Source organism: Amycolatopsis sp. NPDC051071 (assembly GCF_040682875.1).
Lineage (GTDB): Bacteria > Actinomycetota > Actinomycetes > Mycobacteriales > Pseudonocardiaceae > Amycolatopsis.
The window spans coordinates 84,678-107,451 of sequence record NZ_JBFBBY010000007.1; the positions used below are offsets into that span (position 1 = coordinate 84,678).

Sequence of the window (22,774 nt, forward strand, 5' to 3'; positions counted from 1 at the left end):
CGGGATTGGAGTGTCCGGTTTGAGCAATTTGCGCGGCTTCGCGAGGGGGTCGTGAGTGCTTTGGAGGGTTAGAACGCTCCAAATCACTCACGAGCCCACCATGAACAGCACATATAGGCGAAAACCGGGCATTTCGTCACCGGAAGGCGTCCTTCGTGGATAGCCAAGGCGCGGCCGGGCTCCGTCAGCCAGTCCGAACCCGCACGGCGAAGGCCTCCTTACTACCTTCAGGGTAGGCAAAGAGGCCTTCACGACCCCCGACCCGCCGCTTTCCGTGCCGATCCCGCGTTCGGCACCAAAATATGGGGTCCCGGCACCCATGCGCTGGGACCGGTCCCGGCGCGACCATGGTCGGGTGAGCGCGGAAGCAGGACATCTGGGGCCCGAGGTACCGCGGCGATCGTAGGGCGATCGCCGCGGCATCGGGCGCGGGCCGGTTCTGGGGGTCCGGCCCGCGCCGCCGGAGTGGGTGGCCGCACGCCGTCCACCACGCGGTGGCGCGGCCACGAGACCGCCGACCTGTGGCGCCCGGACCGGGACTTCTGGATTCTCGACATCGGTGAGCCGGTGGAGATCTCGCGGGGGTGGTCCAGGTCGGCGATGTTCATCGGCGCTCGTGCGCGCCGCGCCGGGACGGAGCCTGGTAGGGAGGGGTGGCGCTACTGACCAGAGCTTCGGAACTCGCGGGATCCGGGCGATCGCCTTGAGCGGCAGTCCGATCGACCTCCTCGGCGACGACGCTGACCGGTGGCCACCCGTGTGGTCCGATCAGGCCGGGAAATCACGCGCCATCCGTCGGCGCAGCCCGGTGGCGTAGGGCCCGTCATTCGCATGTTCGTACGCCACGATCGCCGCTTGCCAATGACCTCGGGCTTGCGCCGGGTCCCCTTGGTCCCTGGCCGTCTTGCCGAGCTGTTCCAGTGCGCGTGCCTCGCGGCGGCGGTCGCCGATTTCGCGACAGATCGTCAAGGCCTCGAGGTAGTGGGTGCGCGCCTGGTCATGGCACTTCTGGTGGCGAGCCATGGTGCCGAGGTTGTGTGCGATGTCGGCTTCACCGTGCCGCTTGCCGAGGAGGCGATAGAGGGCGAGCGCGTCGTCGTAGTGAACACGGGCGGCGCCGTAGTCACCCTGCAAGCGCAGGATCGAGCCGAGGTGGTGCAGCGCACGGGCTTCACCGCGATGGTCGTCGAGCGTGCGGTACACGACCAGGGCTTCGTGATAACGAGTCCGGGATGCGTCGAAGTCGCGCTGGTGGCGAGCGGCCCTGCCGAGGCCGAGAAGGGCTTTCGCCTCGCCGGGCCGGTCTTTCAGTTGCCGTGCCGCATGGAGCGCGAGCTGATAGACGGTGCGCCAGACCTCCCAGTTTCGTTGGAAGAGCAGATACCCGCTTAGCGCGAAGGTCAGCTGTGTGACCTGCTGATATTGGCCTGACTCGTGGGCCAAGGTGATGGCGTCGACGACATTGGTCCGTTCCGCCCGGAACGAAGAGCGGGACTTCGGAAGGGCGTCGGGTGACGGCATGAGGTCCTCGTCGACCAGCCGCATGGCATCGACGTAATAGTCGAGCAGACGGACGACCGCGGCGTCGCACGCATCAGCGGACTCGTCGACGGACACGCGGTGCTCCGCGTAGAGCCGCAGCAAGTCGTGGAACCGGAACCAGCCGCGAGGTTCGCCTTGCTCGATCATATGCGCTCTGCGCAGTCTCCCCAGTATCTTGGCGGTGTCCCGAGGCGGAAGATCGGCCAATGCCGCCGCGGCTTCGAAGCTGATCCGTGGTCCCCGGTTCAACGACAACAAGCGGAACAGCCGGGCGTCGTCGCGCTCCAGACGGGTGTACGACAAATCGAACGCGGCGCGCACGGCGAGGTCGCGGTCATAGCTGAGTTCGTTGAGCCGAGTGGTCGAGGACCTCAGCGCTGCCGCCATCTCACTGATCGGTTGATCCGGGTCGCTGACCAGGATCGCGGCGACAATGCTCAATGCCAGCGGTAAATACCCGCAGAACTCGGCGACCTCACCGGCCGCTTCTGCTCCCTCCACGACCCTGCGGTCCGCAGGGTTCGCAGTGCGCACGGCGGTGTCCAGCATTGCCACCGCTTCCACCCTTGGCAGTACGTTGAGATCGATCTTCCTGGCCCCGTGCAGGTCACCGAGGGTGTGCCTGCTGGTGACCAACACACGGTGAGGGGAACTCGGCAGCAGCGGCCGGACCTGGTCGGCAGACGACGCGTTGTCCACCAGGACGAGCACCCTGCCCGTCCGCTCGGAGAGCTTGGACCGGTACAACGCCTCGCGCGCCGACAACGCCGGTGGAATGTGCTCGCCGGCAACGCCGAGAGCCTGCAGGAACACCGACAACGCCTCACCGGGATCGAGCCGGTTGTCCGCCGAATAGCCTCGCATGTCGACGAACAGCACACCACCAGGAAACCACCCCGCACTGACGGCATCGTGCGCCGACTTCACCGCGAGCGTGGTCTTACCGACCCCAGCGAGGCCGGCGACCGCGGACACCACAACCGGGACGCTATCCGGCGACGGCCGCAGTGCGTCCGCTATCCGGGCGAGATCGGTAGTCCGGCCGGTGAAGTCGGCGTTGACCGGCGGAATTCCGGCCAACGCGGTAGGTGCTGACCCGCCGAGGTAGAGATTTCTCGCTACTTCTCCACTGATCTCGTTGTGCGACTCCACCATGCCCTATGTTCTACCGGCAACCCGCCAAGCCGAGGTGAGAACCGGCGAAATAGCACACGAGAGCCTCGCTGGCCCTCGTTCAGGTATCACTGTCTTCGTACCTCAGCGTGCCCATATGTCAGGGTGAATCCCAGCGTAGAGGGCCCGGTCGGTGGAGCGCCATGACGGGTAATTACCCATTCCGCCGGGCATGAATCCGCGCTGGCCGGGTATCCGGGCGGTTCGACGAGGAAAGGAGTCATTGTGACGAACACCGAGACCGGCCAAGTCACCGGCACCAAGGACAAGCACTACAACCTGATCTGGTTCACCGAAGCCTGTCTGTCCAACGCCCTGCGCATGGAGACCTACGCGAAGGACGCGGAGCGCGACGGGGACGACGAGCTGGCAGGCTTCTTCCACCGCGCCCAGGAGGAGAGCCGCAAGGGTGCCGAGCAGGGCAAGCGGCTGCTGGCGAGCCGACTGTCCCAGTAGCGGGCCGGAGGCGGTGCCCGGGACAGGATGAGCCGGTACCGGGCGCCGCCGGGGACCTCCGACCTCTCGAGTCATGATCCGCGCTTCCGCGGTCTTTCGCGGAGGGGGCTCGGTCCGGCCGGGTGACCGCCCGAATGGGGGATTCGGCGCGTTCCGTGTTCGCGGGGAAGTCCTGGCCTGAGCGTTTGTCTCGTCGGTCGTCCGGGTGAGTGACGACGAGCGGGCTCCGCTGAGGTGTGTTGTTCTTGCCCGGCAATACACCGTCACGGGAGGTGCTCGCGGTGTTCGGAGGGATGGTCGCACTGGGGATCAGATCGGGTTTGATCCATCGGGTCGGTGTCCCGGACGGCCGAGTGACGAGACTGTACGAGCACGCCGGAGCGTTTCCCGACGGTGTTGTAGTGCTGAATGGTGCCGTCTACTGGACCACGATGGGAGTCCCCGCTCGGATACCCGGGATGGCGGGGAACAGAGTCTGGACTACTCGCGGCGTGATGGCGGGCTGCACATGGTGGGCCTCGATGGCGCCCGCGCGCGTGACATCGTCCCGGCCGGCTCCATCACCACCGGCAAACAGGTTGTGTCCGACGGAGCCGCGACCTTGTACTGGGCGGACCGTGAGGGCTGCCGCGTCAGCCGTGTGCGGGTGGACGGCACCGGGCTCACCGACCTCGTGGTGAACAGCCGCGACGCCACCGGGCGGCAGGAGTGTGTCGGCGTCGCCGTCGATCCCGCCGCCGGATATCTGTACTGGACGCAGAAGGGGCCGGCGAAGGGCGGGCAGGGGCGGATTTTCCGGGCGGGCCTGGAAATACCGGACGGGGCCACCTCGGTGGATCGCCAAGATATCGAGGTGCTGTGGGAGAACCTCCCCGAACCGATTGACCTGGAGATTCGCGGCGACTGGCTCTACTGGACCGACCGGGGTGCCCCGCCGGACGGGAACACCCTCAATCGCGCGCCCATCCCGGACTCCGGCAGGCGGGGCACGGCACCGCGGATTCTCGCCGACGGCTTTCACGAGGCGATCGGCCTTGCCGTGGACGACGAAGCCGGAATCGTCTACGTGTCCGATCTCAGCGGGCGGATCTCGGCCGTGTCGCTACCGGAAGGACAGGGCAGCGGGATCCGTGTCCTCGCCGAACTGGGTGAGCCGGTTTCCGGGATCGCCGGAATCAGTGACTGAACAAGGAACGAAAGGCCGGATCGCCATGGCGTACACCCATGACTTCGAGGACATTCGCGACCGCCCGGTGGCGGTGTTCGGCGCGGGGACACTGGGGCGGCGCATCGCCCTGATGTTCGCCTCCAGGGGAGGAGCGGTGCGGATTTACGACCCGAGCGCCGAGCAGACCGCCGCGGCGACCGATTACGTGGCGCGGACCTTGCCCGGCGTGGTGGCCGAGCGCGGTCACGGCGAGGTCGGCCGCGCGGAGGCCGCGACATCGGTGAACGAAGCCCTCGACGGCGCCTGGCTTGCCGTCGAAGCGGTGCCGGAGCGGCTGGACATCAAAATTCCGCTGTGGGGACAGATCGACGAGGCGGCACCCGCGGACACGATCTTCGCCACGAACTCGTCGTCCTACCCCTCGCGGACGATGGTCGAAAAGGTGCGCGACAAGTCACGCCTGTGCAATATGCATTTCTACATGCCGCCCGGCTCCCCGGCCGTCGATCTCATGTCCGACGGCGAGACCGACCGCGGCTTGCTGGACACGTTGCTGTCGGTGCTTCCCGAGTTCGACATCCACCCGTTCGAGGCGCGCAAGGAAAGCGTGGGGTTCATCTTCAACCGTATTTGGGCGGCCATCAAACGAGAATCGCTGGCGGTTGTCGCGGAGGGCGTCGCTCGCCCCGAGGACGTGGACGGGATGTTCCGGATCAACTGGCATCTGCCCGTCGGGCCGTTCCAGATGATGGACCAGGTTGGGCTGGATGTCGTGCTCGACATCGAAAACCACTACGCGGAGGAAAATCCCGCGCTTCCCGCCGGTCCCAGAGAATTGCTGCACGGCTACGTCGACGCCGGAAAATTGGGTGTCAAGACAGGAGAAGGCTTCTACACCTACCCTCAGTCCTGAGTCCCGTAGATCGAGCTTCCCACGGTCTGCTCAGGGAGAGCATGCCCGATGCTTGTGATTGGACCTGTCGAGCTTTCTTCGAAGGGGAACCGGTCGCTGAAGGCGGGTTTGAGATCGCTCAGCCAGACCGCGGCAGGGTCGTATTCGGCGTAGAAGGGCTTGCCGACCAGGTCGGGATCGCGGGCCTGGATCAAGTGCAGGGCGAAGACCTTACGGCCTGCCAGCTCGGCCACCCCGTCAACGCAGACCTTGCCCGCCGTGGTCGACATGGAAGGTCCCCGCACGGTCCGTGCCAGGCCGGAGACCGCGGCATAGGCGCCGCGGAATATCTCATGCGCGCGCGTGAGCGACACCGCGAAGTAGTCCGCGGGACCGGTGTCGCGCTCCACGAACATGTAGTACGGGACCATGCCCAGGCGCACCTGCCGACGCCACATCGATTCCCACACCTCCCGCGAATCGTTGATGGAGCGGATCAGCGGTGCCTGGGTGCGGATGAGGGCCCCGGTGCTCCGGATCCTGGCAATCGCCTGCTCGACGATCGGGGTCTCGAGCTCTCGCGGATGGGAGAAGTGGGCCATCAGTGCCAGGTTCTTCCCCGAGCGGACGACCTGCTCGAAAAGCGCGAGCAGGTCCGCGGCGCCCGGGTCGGTCACGAACTTGCGTGGCCAGAACGCCAGGGCCTTGGTACCGATCCTGATGGACTCGATCTGTCCGAGCGCGAGCAGGGGTTCCACATACTGCCGCAGCACCGACGCGCTCATGATCATCGCGTCGCCACCCGTGATCAGCACGTTGGTGACCTCGGGGTGTGCGAGCAGATAATCAACGAGTGCCTGGACGCCACCGTCGGCCGCGATCCGCAAGCCGGGTTCACCGACGAACTGCGGCCAACGAAAGCAGTAAGTGCAATAGGCGTGGCACGTCTGCCCCTGGCGGGGGAAGAACAGAACCGTCTCGCGGTACTTGTGTTGTATACCCTCCAACACGTGTCCGTCCAAGACCGGCATGTTGAGCTGCACCTGACCCGCCGGGTGCGGGTTGAGCCGCATCCGCACCCGATGGGCAGCCTGCTGGACCTCGTGTCGCGGCGCGGCACGTCGCAGCAGGCCGGCGATGTGGGCAACGTCCTCCTCCGGCAGCATGTCCTTCTGCGGGAACATCAGCCGGTATATCGGGTCGTCAGGGGCCGATGACCAGTCGATCAGCTCATCGACCACGTAGTTGTTGGTCCGGAACGGCAAGACTTCCGCCACGGCTCGCACCGCCAGGCGCTCGGCGGGCGGCAACCCCGCGCGGGTGGTCAGCTGGTCCAGGTGTCTCGCGGTGAAGGCACGGAATCCGCGGTTCACGGAGGTTGTCTGGGCGGTATCCATCAGGGTCACGTGCGCACCTTTATTCCGCGGACGAAGGCCGCAAAGCCCTCTTTGATCCTGGACGGCCCCCGCGCCACGTGGGGCAGGGCCGGCGGGTCGGCGCAGTGAGGGCGTCTTCGCTGCTCAGCGTTCATGGTCGTCGTCTTCCTCCTCGAGAAAGAAAGCCGGCGCGATACCCGCCGCACGGCGGCTCGCCGGAAAGGCATCCGCGGAAGACCGGAATGACCGTAAGGGACTCCGCGGCGTTGCTGTCATGGCCAATCACGACACCATCGGAATCCTGATGGCCGTGGTATCAGCGGTGCTTGAACTGTGGTGTGCGTTTGGCGAGGAAGGCGTCCATACCTTCGCGCTGGTCTTCCGTGCCGAACAACGCTTGGAACATGCGCCGCTCGTAGGTCAGTCCCTCGGACAGCGGGCTTTCAAACGCCCTGTTCACGCATTCTTTGGCAAGCATCACACTGGGCATGCCCAAGCCGCAAATGGTGTCGGCCGCTGCCAGCACCTCCTGCATCAGCTCATCGGCCGCCACCACACGCGACACAAGCCCGGAGCGCTCAGCCTCGGCGGCATCCATCATCCGGCCGGTCAACACCATGTCCATCGCCTTGGCCTTGCCGACCGCACGCGGAAGCCGCTGCGTCCCGCCGGCGCCAGGCGCGATGCCTACCGTGATCTCGGGCTGGCCGAACCTGGCTGTATCGGCGGCGATGATGAAGTCCGCCATCATCGCCACCTCACAGCCGCCGCCGAGTGCGTAGCCCGCCACAGCGGCGATGACGGGCTTCCTTACCTGGCGCAGCGTTTCCCAGTTGCGCGAGATGAAGCCGGCTTTGTAGACCTGCATGAAGTCGTAGTCCTTCATCGCCGCGATATCGGCTCCGGCGGCGAATGCTTTATCGGTGCCGGTCAGCACAAGGCACCCGATGCTCTCGTCCTGGTCGAAAGCAAGTAGTGCCGCACCCAGTTCGTCCATGAGCTGGTCGTTGAGGGCATTCATCTGCTTCGGCCGGTTGAGCTGAATCAGGCCGGTCTTCAGCGGGCCATCGCCGTGCACGCTGATGAGCAGGTATTCGTAGGGCATGCCGCTCCTCCTGGGCTTTGGGTCAGGTTGGCCGACCGCTGTCTCCATCGTACGATCGGCTCAGCTGATCAGCGGCCGGACGCTGCAGGAGGTTCACCCCTGCGGCGGCCGCCAGCAATACCGGCGAAACCCAGAAGCCGGCAGAGATGTTTCCCGTGGCATCGGAAATCGCCCCCGCCAACATGGGGGAGACGGCCTGCCCGAACGCGAACGCGACAGTCAACAACGCGATGGCCGCCGTCCACGACGAGACTGGCAGTTGCCGCTGCGCCACAATGGTGATCGCGGTCGGACCTGCCAAGAAGCTACCCCCGAAAAGGATCGCGGACACGAACATCGCTGCCGGACTCGCGGGAAAGACAAGTACAGGCAACGTGCCCAGCATGACCGTCGCGAACACCATGGACGGCCCTCGAGCTTCCCGAACAGATCCAAGTACCTTTCCCCACAGCAGGGTCGCTACGGCCGACACGAGTCCCAAGACAGACCAGAACCAAATCACCTGCCCGCTGCTTCGCCCCTGCTCCTGCAACAGCGCGATAATGAACGTCATGTAGCCGACATAGCCGGCTCCGAACAGCCCGTACCCGATGAATGTGGGTACGATCTGGCGGAATTCCCGGCCTCCCAACAAGGCGATGCGCCCACCCGACGGCTCTCGAACACTACGGGCGGCCCACCAAGCCGCCGGCAGGCACGCAGCGCCGATAAGGCCGAGAACAATCCACCCCGCCGGCCACTGCTGTGCACCTTTGTTCAGAACGATGGGAATGGCCACACCAGCCACGAGGATGCCGACGCCAACGCCTGCGACATAGAGACCGACAAGTGTGCCGCGTCGGCGCGGATTCTGCGCCGGGCAGATCGCGGAGGCCAATCCGGCGCCCAGGATGAAGGTAAGAGCCGTCGAACCGCCTCCGATGGTCCGGAGAGCCATGAGGGCGAACACATTTGTGGTGGCTGCGGTGACCAGCAGAATCACGACACTTACGGAGAAACCCAGGAGAAACGTACGGGCCATACCCCAGCGATAAGCCGCCCAGGCCGCTACCAGTGCGCCCACAACGTAACCTGCGCCGTTCGCGGTATTCATCGCGCCGGCTTCGACATACGTCCATCCCAGATCCGCGCGCATCGGCGGCAGCAGCAAGCCGTAAGAGAACCGGGAGAGCCCTAAAGCGACCGCTGCACCCCCGGACAACCCCAGCGCTGTGATGACCTCCCTCCACATTCGCCTGCGACTGTCGTCAGCCTTCGGGGGTGAATCTGCTGTCACTGCCACTTACCTCAAGACGCGGTTTTGAAGGAACACCAATAAGCTTGACTCCGCAAGCTCGACGAACATCGCGCTCGCCGGCAGGGCCTGCGGACTTGCTCGCGGTCCGCTCCGAGCGATCGTCTGCCGGTCCGCGTCCGCTACGGAGCAGCCCTCTCCACTGTAGCGAGCGGCATGGTGTCGTTGACGACGAAGACGCACAGCACCTTCAACGGATCAGGGCCGGGCACCCGCGCGTAATGCACAGCGTCAGCAGGAACCGTATAGGAGCTGCCGATTACGTGATGCTGGTCAGGCAGGCCTTCGACGCACAAGTAGAACTCACCACCGATCACGTAGCCAGTCTCGATACCGGGATGGGTGTGCGGAGACGCACTCGTGCCGGCCGGGACCTCGATGATGCTCGTGTTGATGACGTATCCATTCGGAAACTCGGACTTCTGCAAAAGCGTCCGCTTGATATTTCCCTGGACATGTACTGCGCCTGCCGACGTCCCAACGGTCGGTTCGTTGGATGTTTCGAGGTCTCGCATGCTACTCCTCCTAGGGCGGTTGCGTACATTCTCTTGTCAGCCACTGCGTCGTCACTACATCTTGACACCAATTGCCACCACAGCGGTGCGCGGGACTTCCGCGATGTAGTGCTCTTGCTCGCGGCGAACCGAGATTGGTCCGAGAGTCTCCTCGACGAGAGCTTCGAGCCTCACCTCGACGTCTTGCTGCGAGCCTGAGATTTTGCAGAGGTCATATCCGCTGTATAGATGCATGAGCGCGTTGCGTCTTGCCTCCTCGGCCGTCTGTCCATCCAATATCAGCGGATCATGAATATCACATATTTTCATATCGCAAAAGTCGGCGTCGGCAAAGAGCTCGCGGATCTCTGCGCGAGTGAGATGCTCGTGCGGGTGACCTGTGCGCGAATATGGATGCACAACGTCGTCGAAGAACCGCGCGGCACCTTGGCCTGCCTCGAACGCGTGCAGCACAAGCCGGGATCCGGGCTTGAGCGTGCGGTATGCCTCCAAAACGGCCAGCTGCCGGGCATGCGGACTCAGAAGTTGCGTGCCATAGCCGATGAGAACGCCATCCAATGAGTCGTCCCGAAACAGGCTTCTGGTCGCGGACTGGCGAATATAGGGCAGACCATGTGCGCGACAAGAGCTTATCATCAGATTTGAGATATCAGCCGTGAATACAGTGGGCGAATTATTTCCGAGGGTTGCCGACAGCTGCGCAACGGTGCCACTGCCGCCAAGGACGTCAAGTACCCGGAGGGGTGACCCGGGCATTTCGCCAGAAACTGGAGAGAACCACTCCAGGAGGCTAGTCATGCCAACTCGTCGGCTGTTCGAACTGTTTTGCGCCTGACTCCAAGCCAGTCCGCGGCCTCCTGTGTCCTGGTCTTCGAACTCCCAGGACAACGTGTTCAGTTCCTTGATGTAGTCCTCGATCGCGTCGGCCTCGATGCGCTCTGGATCGAGCAGTTCGTACAGATCGGGGTACTTTTCGCGAATTTCCTGTAGATAACCATGAAAAGTAAGATCGGATATGTAGTTGTTGCTGGTCATCGGACTGCCTCCGAACGAATATCAGGCGTAGCCGTTGAGCGCGTAGAGCCAACTGTGGTGATATCGTCAAAAACCCCGAGTACGATACGTTCGGCATCGACAGTCTGCCTCGACGTGATTCCCGGACGTGGTAAGGCATGTGTATAGAAGTGCGGCCCTTCGACCACAAACCCGACGGCCCACAACCTGGGGTGAACTCGACCGTCAGCCTTTTTTACCCGTAGGTTCTCGTCGATGTCGATCCCCGACGGATGGTACTCGCCGTTCATGAATGGCCTGACCAGACCGCGTCGCAAAAGGTTTGCGGACAAAGAGGAAGAGTCAGTGCAGGGCGAGTACTTGTCGAGTCGCGCAGAAATTACTACGTCGATGGCGATGGATACTGGACCATCGGGGAAATCTAGCGAAATCCGGTAGTTGCTCTCATGGTCGGGCGTCTCAATCCTGCTGGCAGCGCCACCGGCGACATCGAGGAGTCCAGCTTCGAACAGAGCCAGCCATTCTTCATTGCGGCGCAGGGGAGGGCCAAAGGAAACTCGGTTCACGATCGGGTCGAATTTCTCGACGAAATAGCGATGCGAGGCAGGTGTCAAGCCACCATACTCCACCGCTGCGCGAAATGCCTCGCGGGCATCACGCAAGACGTCCGTCGCGGCCTTGACGCCGCTTGTGCGGTTGCCACGATACGCTTCGCCGAGATCGTTTGTCATGAACGCCAGAAGCCATCGGCGAAACTCTACCGGCGATCTGAAGTGCTCGTCTTCCAGCGGCCACAGGATCCGCCGGATCAAACGAATTTCCTCCGGCGTCGGCGTGAAGCGGGTTGCGTCGACGTGCTCATTGGATTCCGCGGTCCGGTAGGCATAGGCCATTTCAGTAATGGTCAGCGGCAGAAGATCAGTATTGAAATCAATCCGCGCGTCGCCCAGCGTCATGGCGCGGGCACGAAGCCGAGCCACGGCCTGCGGGGTGAAAAACTGGCAAATATGGCGGCCGGCCCGCCCCTTCTGGTTGACACCACGGGCTGCGAAAGGCAATGCCTGACGAGAGCAGAGCCAGATTCGTGGCTCACGTCCAGAAGCTTTATAGATTAACCTGCCCTTCTCGGTCCGATACCTGCCACCACGACCAAGGGTAAGCGCCGAAACCACATCGTGAGCAGTAAGACCGAGGCCCTGGACCGCCACCCGCGCATGGCTTGCGATCGCGTCCAGCTTGCCAATGGGGTAGGGAGACGCAAAGTAGGTGAGATGTGGGTTCGCGGATCCGTTATCCTGCGCGAAAGTGGCTAGCCGCCGATCCTCATCTGTCTGCGTACGTTGACCGTGTCCCATGGCAAGCACGGAATAGCGCGCAAAGACTGTCTGCCCATTGTCGAGATCAATCGCGTACACATCATTCTCGAACCGCACGTCAAGTGCCCGTGCGCGCACGTGCTGGACGCCGATATTGAGAGGCAGCGCGGAGACGACCTCGCGGCCGAAGGCAGCCAGGTACTCGCCAAGGAGGACGCGGGGGAGGTGGCTTCGCTCCGTCACCGGTTGCCCTTCATACCTGTCAGGAGCACGGGCTCCGTCCAGCTGCCGGCGATAGCGCTGTTCAGCGGCCCAGTCGAGCACCGATGGCGTGCTGTCACCTCCGACGGAACTCAGCGGCGGGCGCATGGTGACCTGAGACGCGAGGGTGTTGATCAGAAGGTGGCTGGGCTGATCTGTGGGATGACTTCCCTCGCCGAGGTTTCCTGGATCAATCACCAACACATTGAGGCTTATGTGGTGGGGTAGCCGTTTCCGGTGCTCCACAAGCCGCTCAAGGATGCTCAGCGCCCGGGGGCCGCCGCCGATGATGGCAAGCTCGAAGCTAGACATCGGCTGTGTCCGCAGGCGAATCTTCGAAGGACAGCCGTGTGACCGGGTTGGCGTGCACCATCGCGATGTCCGAACTGAACTGAGAGAGAGGAAATGCGGTCAGGGCTAACGGATCGTGTCCCGGGATGATGCGATCAAGGTCTTTGGCCCGCGCCGCGATACGTGCGAGACCGTCGAGATACTCCCCGAGGTCGACAAAGCTCGGGAAGGGAATGTTCCGACGAATATTCTCGTAATAGTGCAGGGCGTCGCTGGCGAGTATGATCTCGCCGCGCGCTGTGGCAACGGTGACGAACTGCAGACCTTTGGTATGGCCACCACATAGGTGCACGGAGATGCCTGGCGCGATCTCCGCGTCTCCATCGACGAAGTGCAGCCGACCCTCATAGAGACTCTGCACGGCGGCAGCCACGTCGACGGCCTCGTAGTTCTTTCGCAATTGTGGATGCCGCATGCTGTGCCCTGTGCAATATTGCATCTCGGTGGTTTGCATATGAATTCGCGCGCCAGGAAATTCGGCAAGGTTTCCAGCGTGGTCATAATGCATGTGGGTCACGATTACGTCGTTGATGTCATTGGCATTGACACCCAGGCGCCCCAGAAGATCGACCGGATGTGAGTGGTAGTGCCGACCACGCCGGACGGCGGTTTCAGGTGTGAACCCGGTATCGACCAGCACAGTGCGCCCTTGCCCGCGAATTAGCCAAACGAAGAAGTCAAGCGGCATTTCAGGCATATGGAGCGGATCTTCGCCGAGAAAGTTGTCGGCACTCCTGCGGCCGTAGTGTGAGGCGTACCGCAGGGCGAAAACCTCGTAAACAGGTGAATCGGAAGCATTCGGGGTCATCGCCGGACCGCCGGGAAAGCGGGGGCGACGGCGTTCGTGCACCACAGGATTCCGCCGGGGCGGGTGATGCCCGCCGGAAAACGATTACCGACGGTTGTAGAGAATCGCGCAAGCGAGGCTCTGGGAGATACAGTGGGTATGGTTGTGGCTGTCGGTAGACCTAGGAAGATCATAGCTATAGAACGTAGCGGATAACAAACATTGACGGCAATGGGTTGGTTTGACTCATCAAAAGGCATCCACGCCGGAACTACTGGCGCCACGACGAAAAGAGCCCAGCCAATGGCCGGGCCCCTCCGCTATGAACGATGTCCGTGGCCACAACGCCGCGGCACATGTGATTGACATTCAGCCCAGTCCGAGCGCAAGTTCGGCAAAGTGAATATCTTGTTCATTGACAGCGAAACGACGAGATCTTAGGTGTTCCGGTTGCGGTCCGGTGCGCCGTCGCTATCCGGTATCGCGGTTCGGCTGCCTCAGTTCCTTGGCGAGATTTCTCCATCGTTCGGCACATACCAAGGCGAGTTCGGCGAAGTTGTCGCGGCGGTATTCAGGAACACTTTGAATGAGGTTGTTTCGCTGGTCATCATTGATGTCACAGATACTGAGCCATTGAAGCAAGGTTCGCGCGACGGCATTGAACCGCAATGAAGGGTCCTTGCGCAGGCCCTGCAAGTCCGGGCCTGCCGCCGAGTCCTGCCGAGGCGGCTCCGGTGGCACCTTGTCCTTCGAATACTTTATCGGTACAGGATCGTCGCCGCGTTGCAGCCGGTCGCGGACATCGCGGGCCGTCCCCATCGAGATTCCGGCCGTGCTCGCGATCTCACGTAGCGGGGCATCTGGTCGTTCGGCGATGATCTTGGCGGCTGCTCGACGTCCTTCCGCGGTCGTCAGCGGCCGTATCCTGCCGTCTTTGCCGATCCGGGCTTGCGACTGAGAGGAATTGTCAGTCGCACGGCTTCGGATCGCTCCTACCGTCGGTGCGCTTAACCCCGTCACCTCGGCAATAGCCCGATCCGACCAAGCTGCTTGCGACTCCAGTATCCGTAAGACCGCCGCCTCGCGATCTGCTCGAGTAAGCGGGAGGCCATGCTGCACATTCGACTGTACGGACCGCACGAACGCTTCGAAATCCGTACCCTCAAAGTAGGTAACCGCGATTTCCGAGTCTCCACGCAGGCGGGCAGCGAGGATTCGATGTATCCCATCGATGACCCGCATCGTGGACCGATGCACAAGAACCGGCGGCAGAGGTGCCCCCGCAACGGCGAGCAATTCGACGTGCTTTGGGTCCTCCCCGTCAAGCCGCGGTGAGTCGGCAAGCATCAATGTATCCAGCGACACTGAATCCGACATCGTTTCCCCCACCCCAAGATGCCCGAGTCGTTCACCTCCGACTGAGTTACCACTGTTGCAGACAGGATCCCTGGTTGGCAATCGTTCCTTGAGGCAGGCCGGCGGGTCATCTCACCAGATGCCCGCAAGTCCAACGCCTACCCTGCGGCAGAGGTCTCGACCATCGCAGCTCTATAGTCCCGATGAGCGGACAGGCATTCGCCCTTTTGTTGGCACCTTCGCCACTTGACCGCGAGTTTTGTCAGATGCCGTCCTTATTTCGCTCCGGTCACCAGGGAGTACGTTCTGGTGCCTGCACCACACCCGCCTGAGTTTCGCCAGTGCGCCGTTGAGCTGGCCCGTCTGGGCGGCAAACCGGTCACCATGCGGCGAAGGATCTCGGGATCAGCGAGTCCCGCCGGCGGGACTGGATGGCTCAGGCCGATACAAAAATTCTCCCGAAGTAACGTTCCCGCTATTACGAATGGCGTGACCGGCCCGTCTCGACAGCGCGGTACCACCTCGATGAGGCGATAGATTGGCAGTCGTGACAAGGGTTTCGGATCGGGTGACGGTGGCTGCCGTGGTTGTCGTGCCCGGGATGCGGTTCAGGCCGGCAGCTCGCCGTTGAGAACTGCCACGCCGAGGCCGGACACCTGGTGGATGACGGCGCCGCCATCGCGCCGGGTGGTGAGTAACCCGGCCTCCCGCAGCACCCTGGCGTGCTTGCTCGCGCTGGGAGGGGACAGCCCGATCCGGCGGGCGAGGTCGGTCGTGGTGACCGCGGTAGTGCTGGCGCGCAGTGCGGCGGCGCGGGCGCGGCCCAGCAGGGTTGTCACCGGATCCTGCGCGCCAGGCTCGTCCGGCGTGAGCCAGGCGAAACCGGGGCTCACTGGGTAGGCCAGCACCGGGGGCAGATCGGCGTCTTTCAGGGTGACCGGATGGTGGCGGCAGAAATGCGACGGAAGGAGCACGAGGCCTCTGCCGTGCAGATGGAGGTCCTGGTCGACGTAGTCGAGCACCTGCAGCACCGGTGGCCGCCAGCTGACCCTCGGATGCAGGGTCGCGAGCAGCCGGTCGACCCCGCCGGTCAGCAATACCTTGCCGCGCCGCGATCGGTCGGCCTCGACGTGCGCACGCAGCCGCCCCCGATATGGCGCGACCGCCCACTGGTAATACTCGTCCAGAGCGGTACCGAGTTGCCGCAGTGCGGTGACATCGCCGTCCGCCAGCTTGCGCGTCCATGGCGTCGGCGGCCGTTGACCCGCGAGACAGGCCAGGTCCTCTTGTAACCGACGGCGTGGAGTGGACATTATCCGATCGACCAGCGTAGTCGAGTCGGCTTCCCCGCGACCCGGAGTGAGAAAGTCCGCAGAATAACCGCGAGGTGGTGCCAACTCCAGCAGAAGCGGAATCCAGGGTGGAAGTTCCGTCCTGATCCGGTGCCGCCAATGGTCGAAAGTGAGGATATCGTCCGGCTCCTGTAAAAGGTGCAAACTGAACAGCGTCTCCCATGAGGAATCGGCGTCATCCGCAATGGTTATCCGAGAAAGATCCGTGTCGGTGAAGTGAATCCGCAGCACCCTGGCTCCCCCCGAGGTTGCTTGCCCGAAGCGCTTTTATCGCACCATTTCCATGATGTTGTCCTTGCGTGGAACGGAAAACCCGCCAATCGGGTCAAACCGGCCGCGGGTTCCTCGTCCGCTTGGCGGAACCTGTCTCGCGGCACGGACACGCCGTGGCGGGCGAACACGGTCGGTTCGAAGGCCACGGCGTTCCTCCCTGCCCGCTCAGTCCGCTGCGGTGCCGCTCAGGTCGGTCCACCACCAGTTACTACCGGGCTGCCAGGAGGCCTGGTGAGCGCGCCCGTTCAAGCCCTGCACGGTGACCTGGAGTTGGTTCCCGAAGGCCATCGCGGTGGGAGTTCCGGTAAGCCCGCCCGACGGCCCACCGGCTACCTTCTGCCAGTCGGTCCAGCCATTCGCCGACCAGGAGTTCGTCCAGAGCTGGCTGTCGGTGCCCAAGGCCGCCACCCGGACTGTGGACCCGACGACCGCGGCGGACGGGTCACCGAAGATCGCGCCGCCCAGGTTGTGCCACGTCCAGCCGCTTCCCTGGTTCCACACCGCCTGATGCACGTTGCCGTTGAGCCCTTGCACGAACGCCTGCGCCTGCCCGCCGAAACGGATCACCGAGGGCGTTCCGGTCAATCGCGCACCGGGCTCACCGCTCTTCGTCCAGCCGCCCCATCCCGAGCCGCCGAGTACGTTGCTGTACAGCCGCTGATCGGAGCCGAGCGCGTACACCTGTGCCTGTCCACCGAAGTCGAGTGCCGACGGATCGCCGACGATCGTGCCCCCGAGGTTTGTCCACCGCCACGCGCCGCCTGACCAGCGTGCCTCGTAGACCTGGTTGTCCTCGCCACGGGCGATGACATGGATGTTCTGGCCGATTACGACCGCGGACGGGTTGCCTCGCAGCCGAGCCGGTGTTCCGCCAGCCTCCGCCCAGTTCGACCAACCGCCGGAGGGATCCCAATACCGGGTCCGCAGCTGACGGGTCGCCCTGTCGATCCCGAACACGTGCAGCTGCCGCCCGAACGCGACGGCGGCCGGCTCACCCGCGAACGATCCACCGAGGTCGGCCCAGCCGCGCCACGCCGAACCGTCCCATACCCGTTGCTGGACGCTGTTGTCCCGCTGACGCTGGAAGATCTGATACTGCCCACCGAACGGCACGGCCGCGTCCCGCTTCCCTCCGCGCACCTTCTGCAGGTAAGCCGCATGCCGTTCGTACCAGAACTTGCCGGGATCGGAGTTGCCCTCGTGCCCGGAGAACTGGCTGTGTCCTTTTATCCCGCCGCTCTGGTCCTTCGGGTCGGAACTGCCGGTCCTCGGAATCAGGTAACGTTCACAAAGATCGCGTACCAAAGCGGCCGACGAACGCATCATGATGTCGGTGTACCACTTCTCCTGGCGACTGGTCGCCTCGTGCTCGATGCCGATCGTGTCGCTGTTATGCCCGTGCACATGATTGGCCCGGTCCTGATTCTGCACCATCTGCGTGATATCACCGTCGCTGGACCTGATCACGTAATGTGCGCTCGTCTGCTTCTCGTTCGGGTTGGCGAAGAACCGGATCGTGCTGTCGTAATCCGGTACAGCGGGCTCTTCGGGATCGAAGGTGTGCAGTGCGATCGCGGTGATGGCGTCGCCGTTTCGGTCACCCCAGTTGTGCGGATCCGCCGCCACCCATCGCGCGACGGGATAGTCCGGTCTGGCCAGCAGCGCGGCATCGGACGCGGTCGTCGGGATCAGTGATGTCACCAAGACACCTGTGACCGCCAGTGACGTAGTCAATGATCGCCTCATGAAACCTCCCCTGGTTCGAGACCGAGCGGAGACCTCTCCTGGCACTATCCCTCTGGTCTCCGCTGGTTCGTCGAGCAAACCAGCAGCGTGAGGTGGTGTTCCACGGTTTTCATCGTGAGGAAACGTGGGGCGAGGCAACCGGACGCGTAATGAGACGGCGTCGTCGGCAGGTGTCTCGAAGCCCGCAGGCCCCGCCTCTGCGGGGTGGCCTTGCTCATTTTCGCGCTGCAAGCAAGTGGCGACATCCTGCCCGGCACGCCGGTTCGTTCTCATCCGTTCGAGTCAGCTGGACATGGGCCAAGGGCGCAGCTCGCCCGATTGATCACCTCACCAGGTCGGCATCATCGTCTCGGGGTAGCGGGAACCGGCCGCGCCCCTGGGAAGGACCTCCCGCACTCGCGCCAGGTCGTCCGCCGTCAGCACCACGTGCGCCGCCGCCACGTTCTCGGCCAACCGCCCCGGGTCGCGCGTGCCCGGGATCGGCACGACGTCGTCGCCCTGTGCCAACAGCCATGCCAGCGCAAGCTGCGTCACCGTCGCGTCCTTCTCCCGCGCCAGCGCGGTCAACGCCTCGACCGCGGCGACGTTGCGCTCGTAGTTGCCCGGCTGCCACCGGTCGTCCCAGCTGCGCATGTCGTCCGCCGGGTACTCGTCCGCCGGCTTCACCGCGGACGTGAGGAACCCGCGGCCCAGCGGCGAGTACGGAACGAACCCGATGCCCAGCTCCCGCACCACCGGCAGCACCTCGACCTCGACCGCGCGCTCGAACACCGAGTACTCGGTCTGCAGCACCGACACCGGGTGCACGGCGTGCGCGCGCCGCAGCACGTCCGGGCCCGCCTCGCTCAGCCCGAAGAAACGGACCTTGCCCTCGGTGACCAGCTCGCCGACCATGCCCGCCACATCTTCGATCGGCACGTCCGGGTCTACCCGGTGCTGGTAAAGGACGTCGACGTGGTCGGTACCCAGGTACCGGAGGCTGTTCTCGGTGACCTCGCGGATGTGCTCGGGCCTGCTGTCGAGCTTCGCGCCCACGTTCGCCGGGTCGGTCAGGTCGAAGCCGAACTTCGTGGCGAGCACGACCTCGTCCCGGAACCCGGCCACCGCCCGCCCCAGCAGCCGCTCGTTGCTGCCAGTGCCCATGCCGTACAGCTCGGCGGTGTCGAACAGGGTGACGCCCAACTCGTGGGCGCGGCGGATAGTGGCGATGCCGCCCGCCTCGTCACCCGCGCCGTACGCCATCGTCATGCCCATCGTGCCGAGGCCGATCGCGCCGACCTCCAGGCCCTGCGTGCCGAGCACGCGCGTGGGCAGGTTCTGCTGTTGTGTCATGCCCTCGACGCTAGAGCGCACCCGGCGCGCCGGCATGATCGCTGAACCGCATAGGATTGCCTGATCCTCTCACCCATCCTGTTTGGAGCAGCCCCGTGCTCGACCAGCTCGCGGCGGCCGTGGGCCGTCACCGCAACGGCCTGTGGTCCGGCACCACCGCCGTGCCCCGGCTCACCGTGGTCGCCCTCGACGAGGTGGTCAACCCTCTCGACATGCGCTACGAGCCGATGGTGTGCTTCATCGCCGAGGGCTCCAAGCGCACCGTCACGGGGGAGCACAGCCGGTCGGCCCGCCGCGGCGAAATGTTCCTCAACTCGCTCGACCTGCCGGTGACCGCCGTGTTCGAGGAGGTGCCGTACCGCTCGGTCGTGCTGCACCTGGACGGCCCCGCCTTGGCCGACTTGCTGCTCGAACTCGACGGCGAAGCCCCGGCCGCCCCGGCCGCGGGCCAGGTCTCCGCCGCGATGACCCCGGAACTGGTCGACGCCGTCACCCGGTGGGTGCGGCTGCTCGACACCCCCGACGACATCGGGCCGCTGGCCGCCCGCGTGGAGGCCGAGATCCTCTACCGCCTGCTCGGCAGCACACTTGGCCCGACCCTGCGCCAGTTTGCGGCCACCGGCTCGGCCTTGACCAGGGTGCGTGCCGCAGCCGACTGGATCGCCGCCCACTTCGCCGAGCCCATCACCGTGGGGCAGGTCGCGGCGGTCGCGCATATGAGCCCGGCCACCCTGCACCGGCATTTCAAGGCCGCCACCGGCATGAGCCCGCTGCGGTTCCAGAAGCACCTGCGACTGCAGGAGGCACGGCGCCTGCTAGTGGCAGGCGACACCACGGCCGCGCACACCGCCGATGCCGTCGGTTACGCCAGCGCCACCCAGTTCACCCGGGAATACCGCCGCGCCTACGGCCTGCCGCCGGTGCGCGACGCCGCCCGCCTGCGCGGCAGGCTTACCGACAGCCGCTCCTCGTAAGCCGTTCCGCGTAACGGTTCGTGGCCTTGGCTGATCGGGTGGAGCGGTCGTGCTCGACGTGGAGGAGCACCAGCGCGGCGGCGGCGATCCCGCCGATAACCCAGATCATCCGCTCGAACCTTGACGAGATCGGCAAATCCAGCGCGCGCGCCGCGGGAGCGCGTCGCACACGACGCCATACGGATCCAGGGAGACCCGCACTGCCACTCGGCCTGCGCGGACGCGGACATCGCGTATGGCCCCATCGTCGTGTCGTCGACGCTACCCGTGATCGGTACGGCGGGGGAGCAGCAGCACGCCCAGACGGTGGCCATCAGGCAAATCGAGCTTCGTCCGGAGCCGCTCAATGCTGCTCTGCGCTCTGGGACAGCAGCACAAGTTGGAGATGGAGACGAGCATGGCGGTGGTCGGTGGACCGGATGGGACAACCCGCCGGCTCCGAACGGCCCCGCGGCACGGTTCTTCTACTGGGCGGCCTGGAACCGGCGCCGAGCTTCGGTGATCCAGCTCAGCATGGCCTCCAGCATGCGGGCCCGGAGGTCCAGTCCCATCGCCTTCGGGTCGGTAGGCTGCTCCACTTGAGCCAGTTCGGCCAGGTACTCCCGCAGCGGCGCGAGTTCCGCGGTGAGCGCTTCCTCCTCACGCGCCAGCACCCACAACGCGTCTTTACTGTCTAATGTGGACACAAGCAGCGCGCGGAGCGTCGACTCGTCGCGGACCGTCCGGTCAGGCTCCACCTCCACCAGCCAGCGGCGCAACTCGGCCCGGCCTGCCGGGGTGGCCGCGTAGGTCCGCCTGCCCCGAGGGCCCTCGGCGACCTCCTCGGCGAACCCAGCTTCGGTGAGCTTCGCCAGCTCGCCGTACATCTGGTTGCGGCGGGCGTACCAGACGCCCCGCATCACGTCGTCGAACTTCTTCGCGAGGTCATAGCCGCTCTGTGGGCCGGGCAGCAAGGTGGCGAGGACAGCGTGGCGCAGTGACATGCGAACTATTTTGACAGATCAGTTATGATCGGTCAACGTTGACCTATGGATGACCGCCGAAAACGCTTGATCCTCCTTGCGACCCTCGCCGGCGTACTACTCAGCGCCCTGGACGGCACCGCCACCAGCACCGCCATGCCGAAGATCGTCGAGCAACTACACGGTGAGCAGAGCCTGACCTGGGTCATGACCGTGTACCTACTGGTCTCGACCGTGACCATCCCCATCTACGGACGGCTGGCCGACCTGCACGGCCGCAAGATCCCCTTACTGACCGGCATGACACTGTTCCTCACCGGGTCGGCCCTGTGCGCGCTGGCACAAGACATGCCGCAGCTCATCGCGTTCCGCGTGGTGCAAGGCGCGGGCGCGGGCGCCCTGATGACCGTAGGCATGACGCTCGTACGCGATCTGTACCCACCGGAACGCTCGACCGGCATGATGCGGATGCAGACGCTCATGGCCGGGATGATGGTGATCAGCTTCATCGGCGGCCCCGTGGCAGGCGGCCTGCTCGCCGACCACCTGGGCTGGCAGTGGATCTTCCTGGTCAACCTGCCGATCGGGGCCGCCGCCATCGCCGTACTGGCCAGGCTCGTCCCGCACGACCGGCAACCCGACCGCGACACCGGTAGATTCGACACCGCGGGCGTGTTGCTGCTGACCGTCGGCATCTCGCTGGTCCTGGTGGCGCTCAACAACTCCCTCGGTATCGCCCTGCTCGCCGTCGGGATGGCCCTGCTTGCGACATTCGTCTTCGTGGAACAGCGAGCCAGCGTGCCGATCGTCCCGCTGCGACTGTTCGGCAGCCGCCCCTACAGCGCGGTGACCCTGGCCGGATTCCTGTTCACCGCCGCGACCATGCCCGCCGGGCTATTCCTCGGCCTCTACTTCCAGCAAGTGCGTGGCTACGGCGCCACCGCGTCCGGGCTGATGGTGCTCCCGCTGATGGCCGGCATGCTCATCGGCAACCGCGGCACGGCACTGGTCGTGCTGAAAACCGGGCACGTCAAAGGAATTCTGGCCGCCGGCGCGGTGCTGACGACGCTCGCGTCCGCGTCGCTGGCGGCGATCGACGTGCTTCCCCTGTGGCTGACGATGCTCTGCGTGGGACTGATCGGCCTCGGTACGGCCCCATCGATGGGCGGCATCACCACCGCCGCACAAATGTCGGTCGAGCGCCGGGACGTCGGCTCGGCGACCGCCAGCCTGCTTCTGATCAAGCAGCTCGGCGGCAGCGCCGGTCTGGCCATCGGACAGAGCATGCTCGTCAGCGGCGCGCCCCACGGCCTCGCGCACGCGATCGGCGGCACGATCGCGGTCATTGGCGCCGCCGGCGGCGTACTCGCCCTCGGCGCGGTCCTCGCTATGACCAACCTGGACGTCATGCCCGCCAGGCAACAGGAGAAGGTCGCCTAGGGCGTGTCTGGCAAATCTGTTCGATGGGGTTCGTGATCCAGGTGGTTCCTGGTGGTGTGGGCCCTTCGGCCTCGTACTGGGCGTACTCG

General features: G+C 64.7%; 18 protein-coding genes. 5 read left to right on the forward strand and 13 right to left on the reverse strand.

Annotated elements, in window-relative coordinates; all coding sequences use genetic code 11:
* Positions 1-768 precede the first annotated feature (768 nt).
* On the reverse strand, positions 769-2,697 hold the full coding sequence (locus AB0M65_RS04240; RefSeq protein ID WP_364021124.1) for a tetratricopeptide repeat protein: 1,929 nt from the start codon (positions 2,695-2,697) through the stop codon (positions 769-771).
* A 243-nt stretch (positions 2,698-2,940) separates the two neighbouring features.
* Here AB0M65_RS04240 and AB0M65_RS04245 point away from each other — a divergent pair, with 243 nt between their 5' ends.
* The 3 genes from AB0M65_RS04245 to AB0M65_RS04255 all read left to right on the forward strand — a co-directional run bounded on the left by AB0M65_RS04245 (position 2,941) and on the right by AB0M65_RS04255 (position 5,252).
* Entirely contained in the window at positions 2,941-3,171 is a 231-nt protein-coding gene (locus AB0M65_RS04245) for a hypothetical protein (RefSeq protein ID WP_364021127.1), read from the forward strand.
* 508 nt (positions 3,172-3,679) lie between these two features.
* Positions 3,680-4,357, forward strand: coding sequence for a hypothetical protein (locus tag AB0M65_RS04250; RefSeq protein WP_364021130.1), 678 nt, complete (start codon positions 3,680-3,682; stop codon positions 4,355-4,357).
* A gap of 25 nt (positions 4,358-4,382) precedes the next feature.
* Positions 4,383-5,252, forward strand: coding sequence for a 3-hydroxyacyl-CoA dehydrogenase family protein (locus tag AB0M65_RS04255; RefSeq protein WP_364021133.1), 870 nt, complete (start codon positions 4,383-4,385; stop codon positions 5,250-5,252).
* Here the strand turns inward: AB0M65_RS04255 and AB0M65_RS04260 are convergent.
* The 11 genes from AB0M65_RS04260 to AB0M65_RS04310 form a co-directional block, all read right to left on the reverse strand.
* Complete coding sequence (locus tag AB0M65_RS04260; protein WP_364021136.1) at positions 5,243-6,637, reverse strand: lysine 2,3-aminomutase; 1,395 nt, start codon at positions 6,635-6,637, stop codon at positions 5,243-5,245. The genes AB0M65_RS04255 and AB0M65_RS04260 overlap by 10 nt on opposite strands.
* 286 nt (positions 6,638-6,923) lie before the next feature.
* The gene (locus AB0M65_RS04265; RefSeq protein WP_364021139.1) at positions 6,924-7,712 is read right to left on the reverse strand and encodes an enoyl-CoA hydratase; all 789 of its coding nucleotides are present in this window, start codon (positions 7,710-7,712) and stop codon (positions 6,924-6,926) included.
* 22 nt (positions 7,713-7,734) lie between these two features.
* Positions 7,735-8,943, reverse strand: coding sequence for a YbfB/YjiJ family MFS transporter (locus AB0M65_RS04270; protein ID WP_364021141.1), 1,209 nt, complete (start codon positions 8,941-8,943; stop codon positions 7,735-7,737).
* 185 nt (positions 8,944-9,128) lie between these two features.
* Entirely contained in the window at positions 9,129-9,521 is a 393-nt protein-coding gene (locus tag AB0M65_RS04275; RefSeq protein ID WP_364021144.1) for a cupin domain-containing protein, read from the reverse strand.
* A 54-nt stretch (positions 9,522-9,575) separates the two neighbouring features.
* Positions 9,576-10,556: a methyltransferase domain-containing protein gene (locus AB0M65_RS04280; RefSeq protein ID WP_364021147.1), complete on the reverse strand. Its 981-nt coding sequence runs from the start codon at positions 10,554-10,556 to the stop codon at positions 9,576-9,578.
* Positions 10,553-12,424 (reverse strand): FAD/NAD(P)-binding protein, encoded by a 1,872-nt coding sequence (locus AB0M65_RS04285; RefSeq protein WP_364021150.1) that lies wholly within the window; start codon positions 12,422-12,424, stop codon positions 10,553-10,555. The genes AB0M65_RS04280 and AB0M65_RS04285 overlap by 4 nt, the downstream gene beginning before the upstream one ends.
* The gene (locus tag AB0M65_RS04290) at positions 12,417-13,316 is read right to left on the reverse strand and encodes an N-acyl homoserine lactonase family protein (protein WP_364021152.1); all 900 of its coding nucleotides are present in this window, start codon (positions 13,314-13,316) and stop codon (positions 12,417-12,419) included. The genes AB0M65_RS04285 and AB0M65_RS04290 overlap by 8 nt, the downstream gene beginning before the upstream one ends.
* Before the next feature lie 405 nt (positions 13,317-13,721).
* Positions 13,722-14,627 carry a streptomycin biosynthesis protein gene (locus tag AB0M65_RS04295; RefSeq protein ID WP_364021155.1) on the reverse strand — a complete coding sequence of 302 codons (906 nt, stop codon included), beginning with the start codon at positions 14,625-14,627 and terminating at the stop codon, positions 13,722-13,724.
* A 587-nt stretch (positions 14,628-15,214) separates the two neighbouring features.
* Positions 15,215-15,919: a helix-turn-helix domain-containing protein gene (locus AB0M65_RS04300; RefSeq protein WP_364021158.1), complete on the reverse strand. Its 705-nt coding sequence runs from the start codon at positions 15,917-15,919 to the stop codon at positions 15,215-15,217.
* 477 nt (positions 15,920-16,396) lie between these two features.
* Positions 16,397-17,932 (reverse strand): N-acetylmuramoyl-L-alanine amidase, encoded by a 1,536-nt coding sequence (locus AB0M65_RS04305; protein ID WP_364021161.1) that lies wholly within the window; start codon positions 17,930-17,932, stop codon positions 16,397-16,399.
* A gap of 372 nt (positions 17,933-18,304) precedes the next feature.
* The gene (locus AB0M65_RS04310) at positions 18,305-19,309 is read right to left on the reverse strand and encodes an aldo/keto reductase (protein WP_364021164.1); all 1,005 of its coding nucleotides are present in this window, start codon (positions 19,307-19,309) and stop codon (positions 18,305-18,307) included.
* 95 nt (positions 19,310-19,404) lie between these two features.
* Here AB0M65_RS04310 and AB0M65_RS04315 point away from each other — a divergent pair, with 95 nt between their 5' ends.
* A complete protein-coding gene (locus AB0M65_RS04315; RefSeq protein ID WP_364021167.1) occupies positions 19,405-20,283 on the forward strand; it encodes an AraC family transcriptional regulator in 879 nt (292 codons plus the stop codon).
* Between the two features lie 464 nt (positions 20,284-20,747).
* Here AB0M65_RS04315 and AB0M65_RS04320 read toward each other — a convergent pair whose 3' ends face one another.
* Complete coding sequence (locus tag AB0M65_RS04320) at positions 20,748-21,266, reverse strand: PadR family transcriptional regulator (protein WP_364021170.1); 519 nt, start codon at positions 21,264-21,266, stop codon at positions 20,748-20,750.
* A 45-nt stretch (positions 21,267-21,311) separates the two neighbouring features.
* On the opposite strand from AB0M65_RS04320, the gene AB0M65_RS04325 reads away from it, so the two are divergent.
* Positions 21,312-22,685 carry an MFS transporter gene (locus AB0M65_RS04325; protein WP_364021172.1) on the forward strand — a complete coding sequence of 458 codons (1,374 nt, stop codon included), beginning with the start codon at positions 21,312-21,314 and terminating at the stop codon, positions 22,683-22,685.
* The last annotated feature ends 89 nt before the right edge of the window (positions 22,686-22,774 follow it).

Coding starts and splice junctions, on each gene's coding strand:
- AB0M65_RS04240 (WP_364021124.1), bottom strand. CDS start 2,697: ATGGTGGAGTCGCACAACGAGATCAGTGGAGAAGTAGCGAGAAATCTC.
- AB0M65_RS04250 (WP_364021130.1), top strand. CDS start 3,680: ATGGTGGGCCTCGATGGCGCCCGCGCGCGTGACATCGTCCCGGCCGGC.
- AB0M65_RS04255 (WP_364021133.1), top strand. CDS start 4,383: ATGGCGTACACCCATGACTTCGAGGACATTCGCGACCGCCCGGTGGCG.
- AB0M65_RS04265 (WP_364021139.1), bottom strand. CDS start 7,712: ATGCCCTACGAATACCTGCTCATCAGCGTGCACGGCGATGGCCCGCTG.
- AB0M65_RS04270 (WP_364021141.1), bottom strand. CDS start 8,943: ATGTGGAGGGAGGTCATCACAGCGCTGGGGTTGTCCGGGGGTGCAGCG.
- AB0M65_RS04275 (WP_364021144.1), bottom strand. CDS start 9,521: ATGCGAGACCTCGAAACATCCAACGAACCGACCGTTGGGACGTCGGCA.
- AB0M65_RS04280 (WP_364021147.1), bottom strand. CDS start 10,556: ATGACCAGCAACAACTACATATCCGATCTTACTTTTCATGGTTATCTA.
- AB0M65_RS04285 (WP_364021150.1), bottom strand. CDS start 12,424: ATGTCTAGCTTCGAGCTTGCCATCATCGGCGGCGGCCCCCGGGCGCTG.
- AB0M65_RS04295 (WP_364021155.1), bottom strand. CDS start 14,627: ATGTCGGATTCAGTGTCGCTGGATACATTGATGCTTGCCGACTCACCG.
- AB0M65_RS04300 (WP_364021158.1), bottom strand. CDS start 15,919: ATGTCCACTCCACGCCGTCGGTTACAAGAGGACCTGGCCTGTCTCGCG.
- AB0M65_RS04310 (WP_364021164.1), bottom strand. CDS start 19,309: ATGACACAACAGCAGAACCTGCCCACGCGCGTGCTCGGCACGCAGGGC.
- AB0M65_RS04320 (WP_364021170.1), bottom strand. CDS start 21,266: ATGTCACTGCGCCACGCTGTCCTCGCCACCTTGCTGCCCGGCCCACAG.
- AB0M65_RS04325 (WP_364021172.1), top strand. CDS start 21,312: ATGGATGACCGCCGAAAACGCTTGATCCTCCTTGCGACCCTCGCCGGC.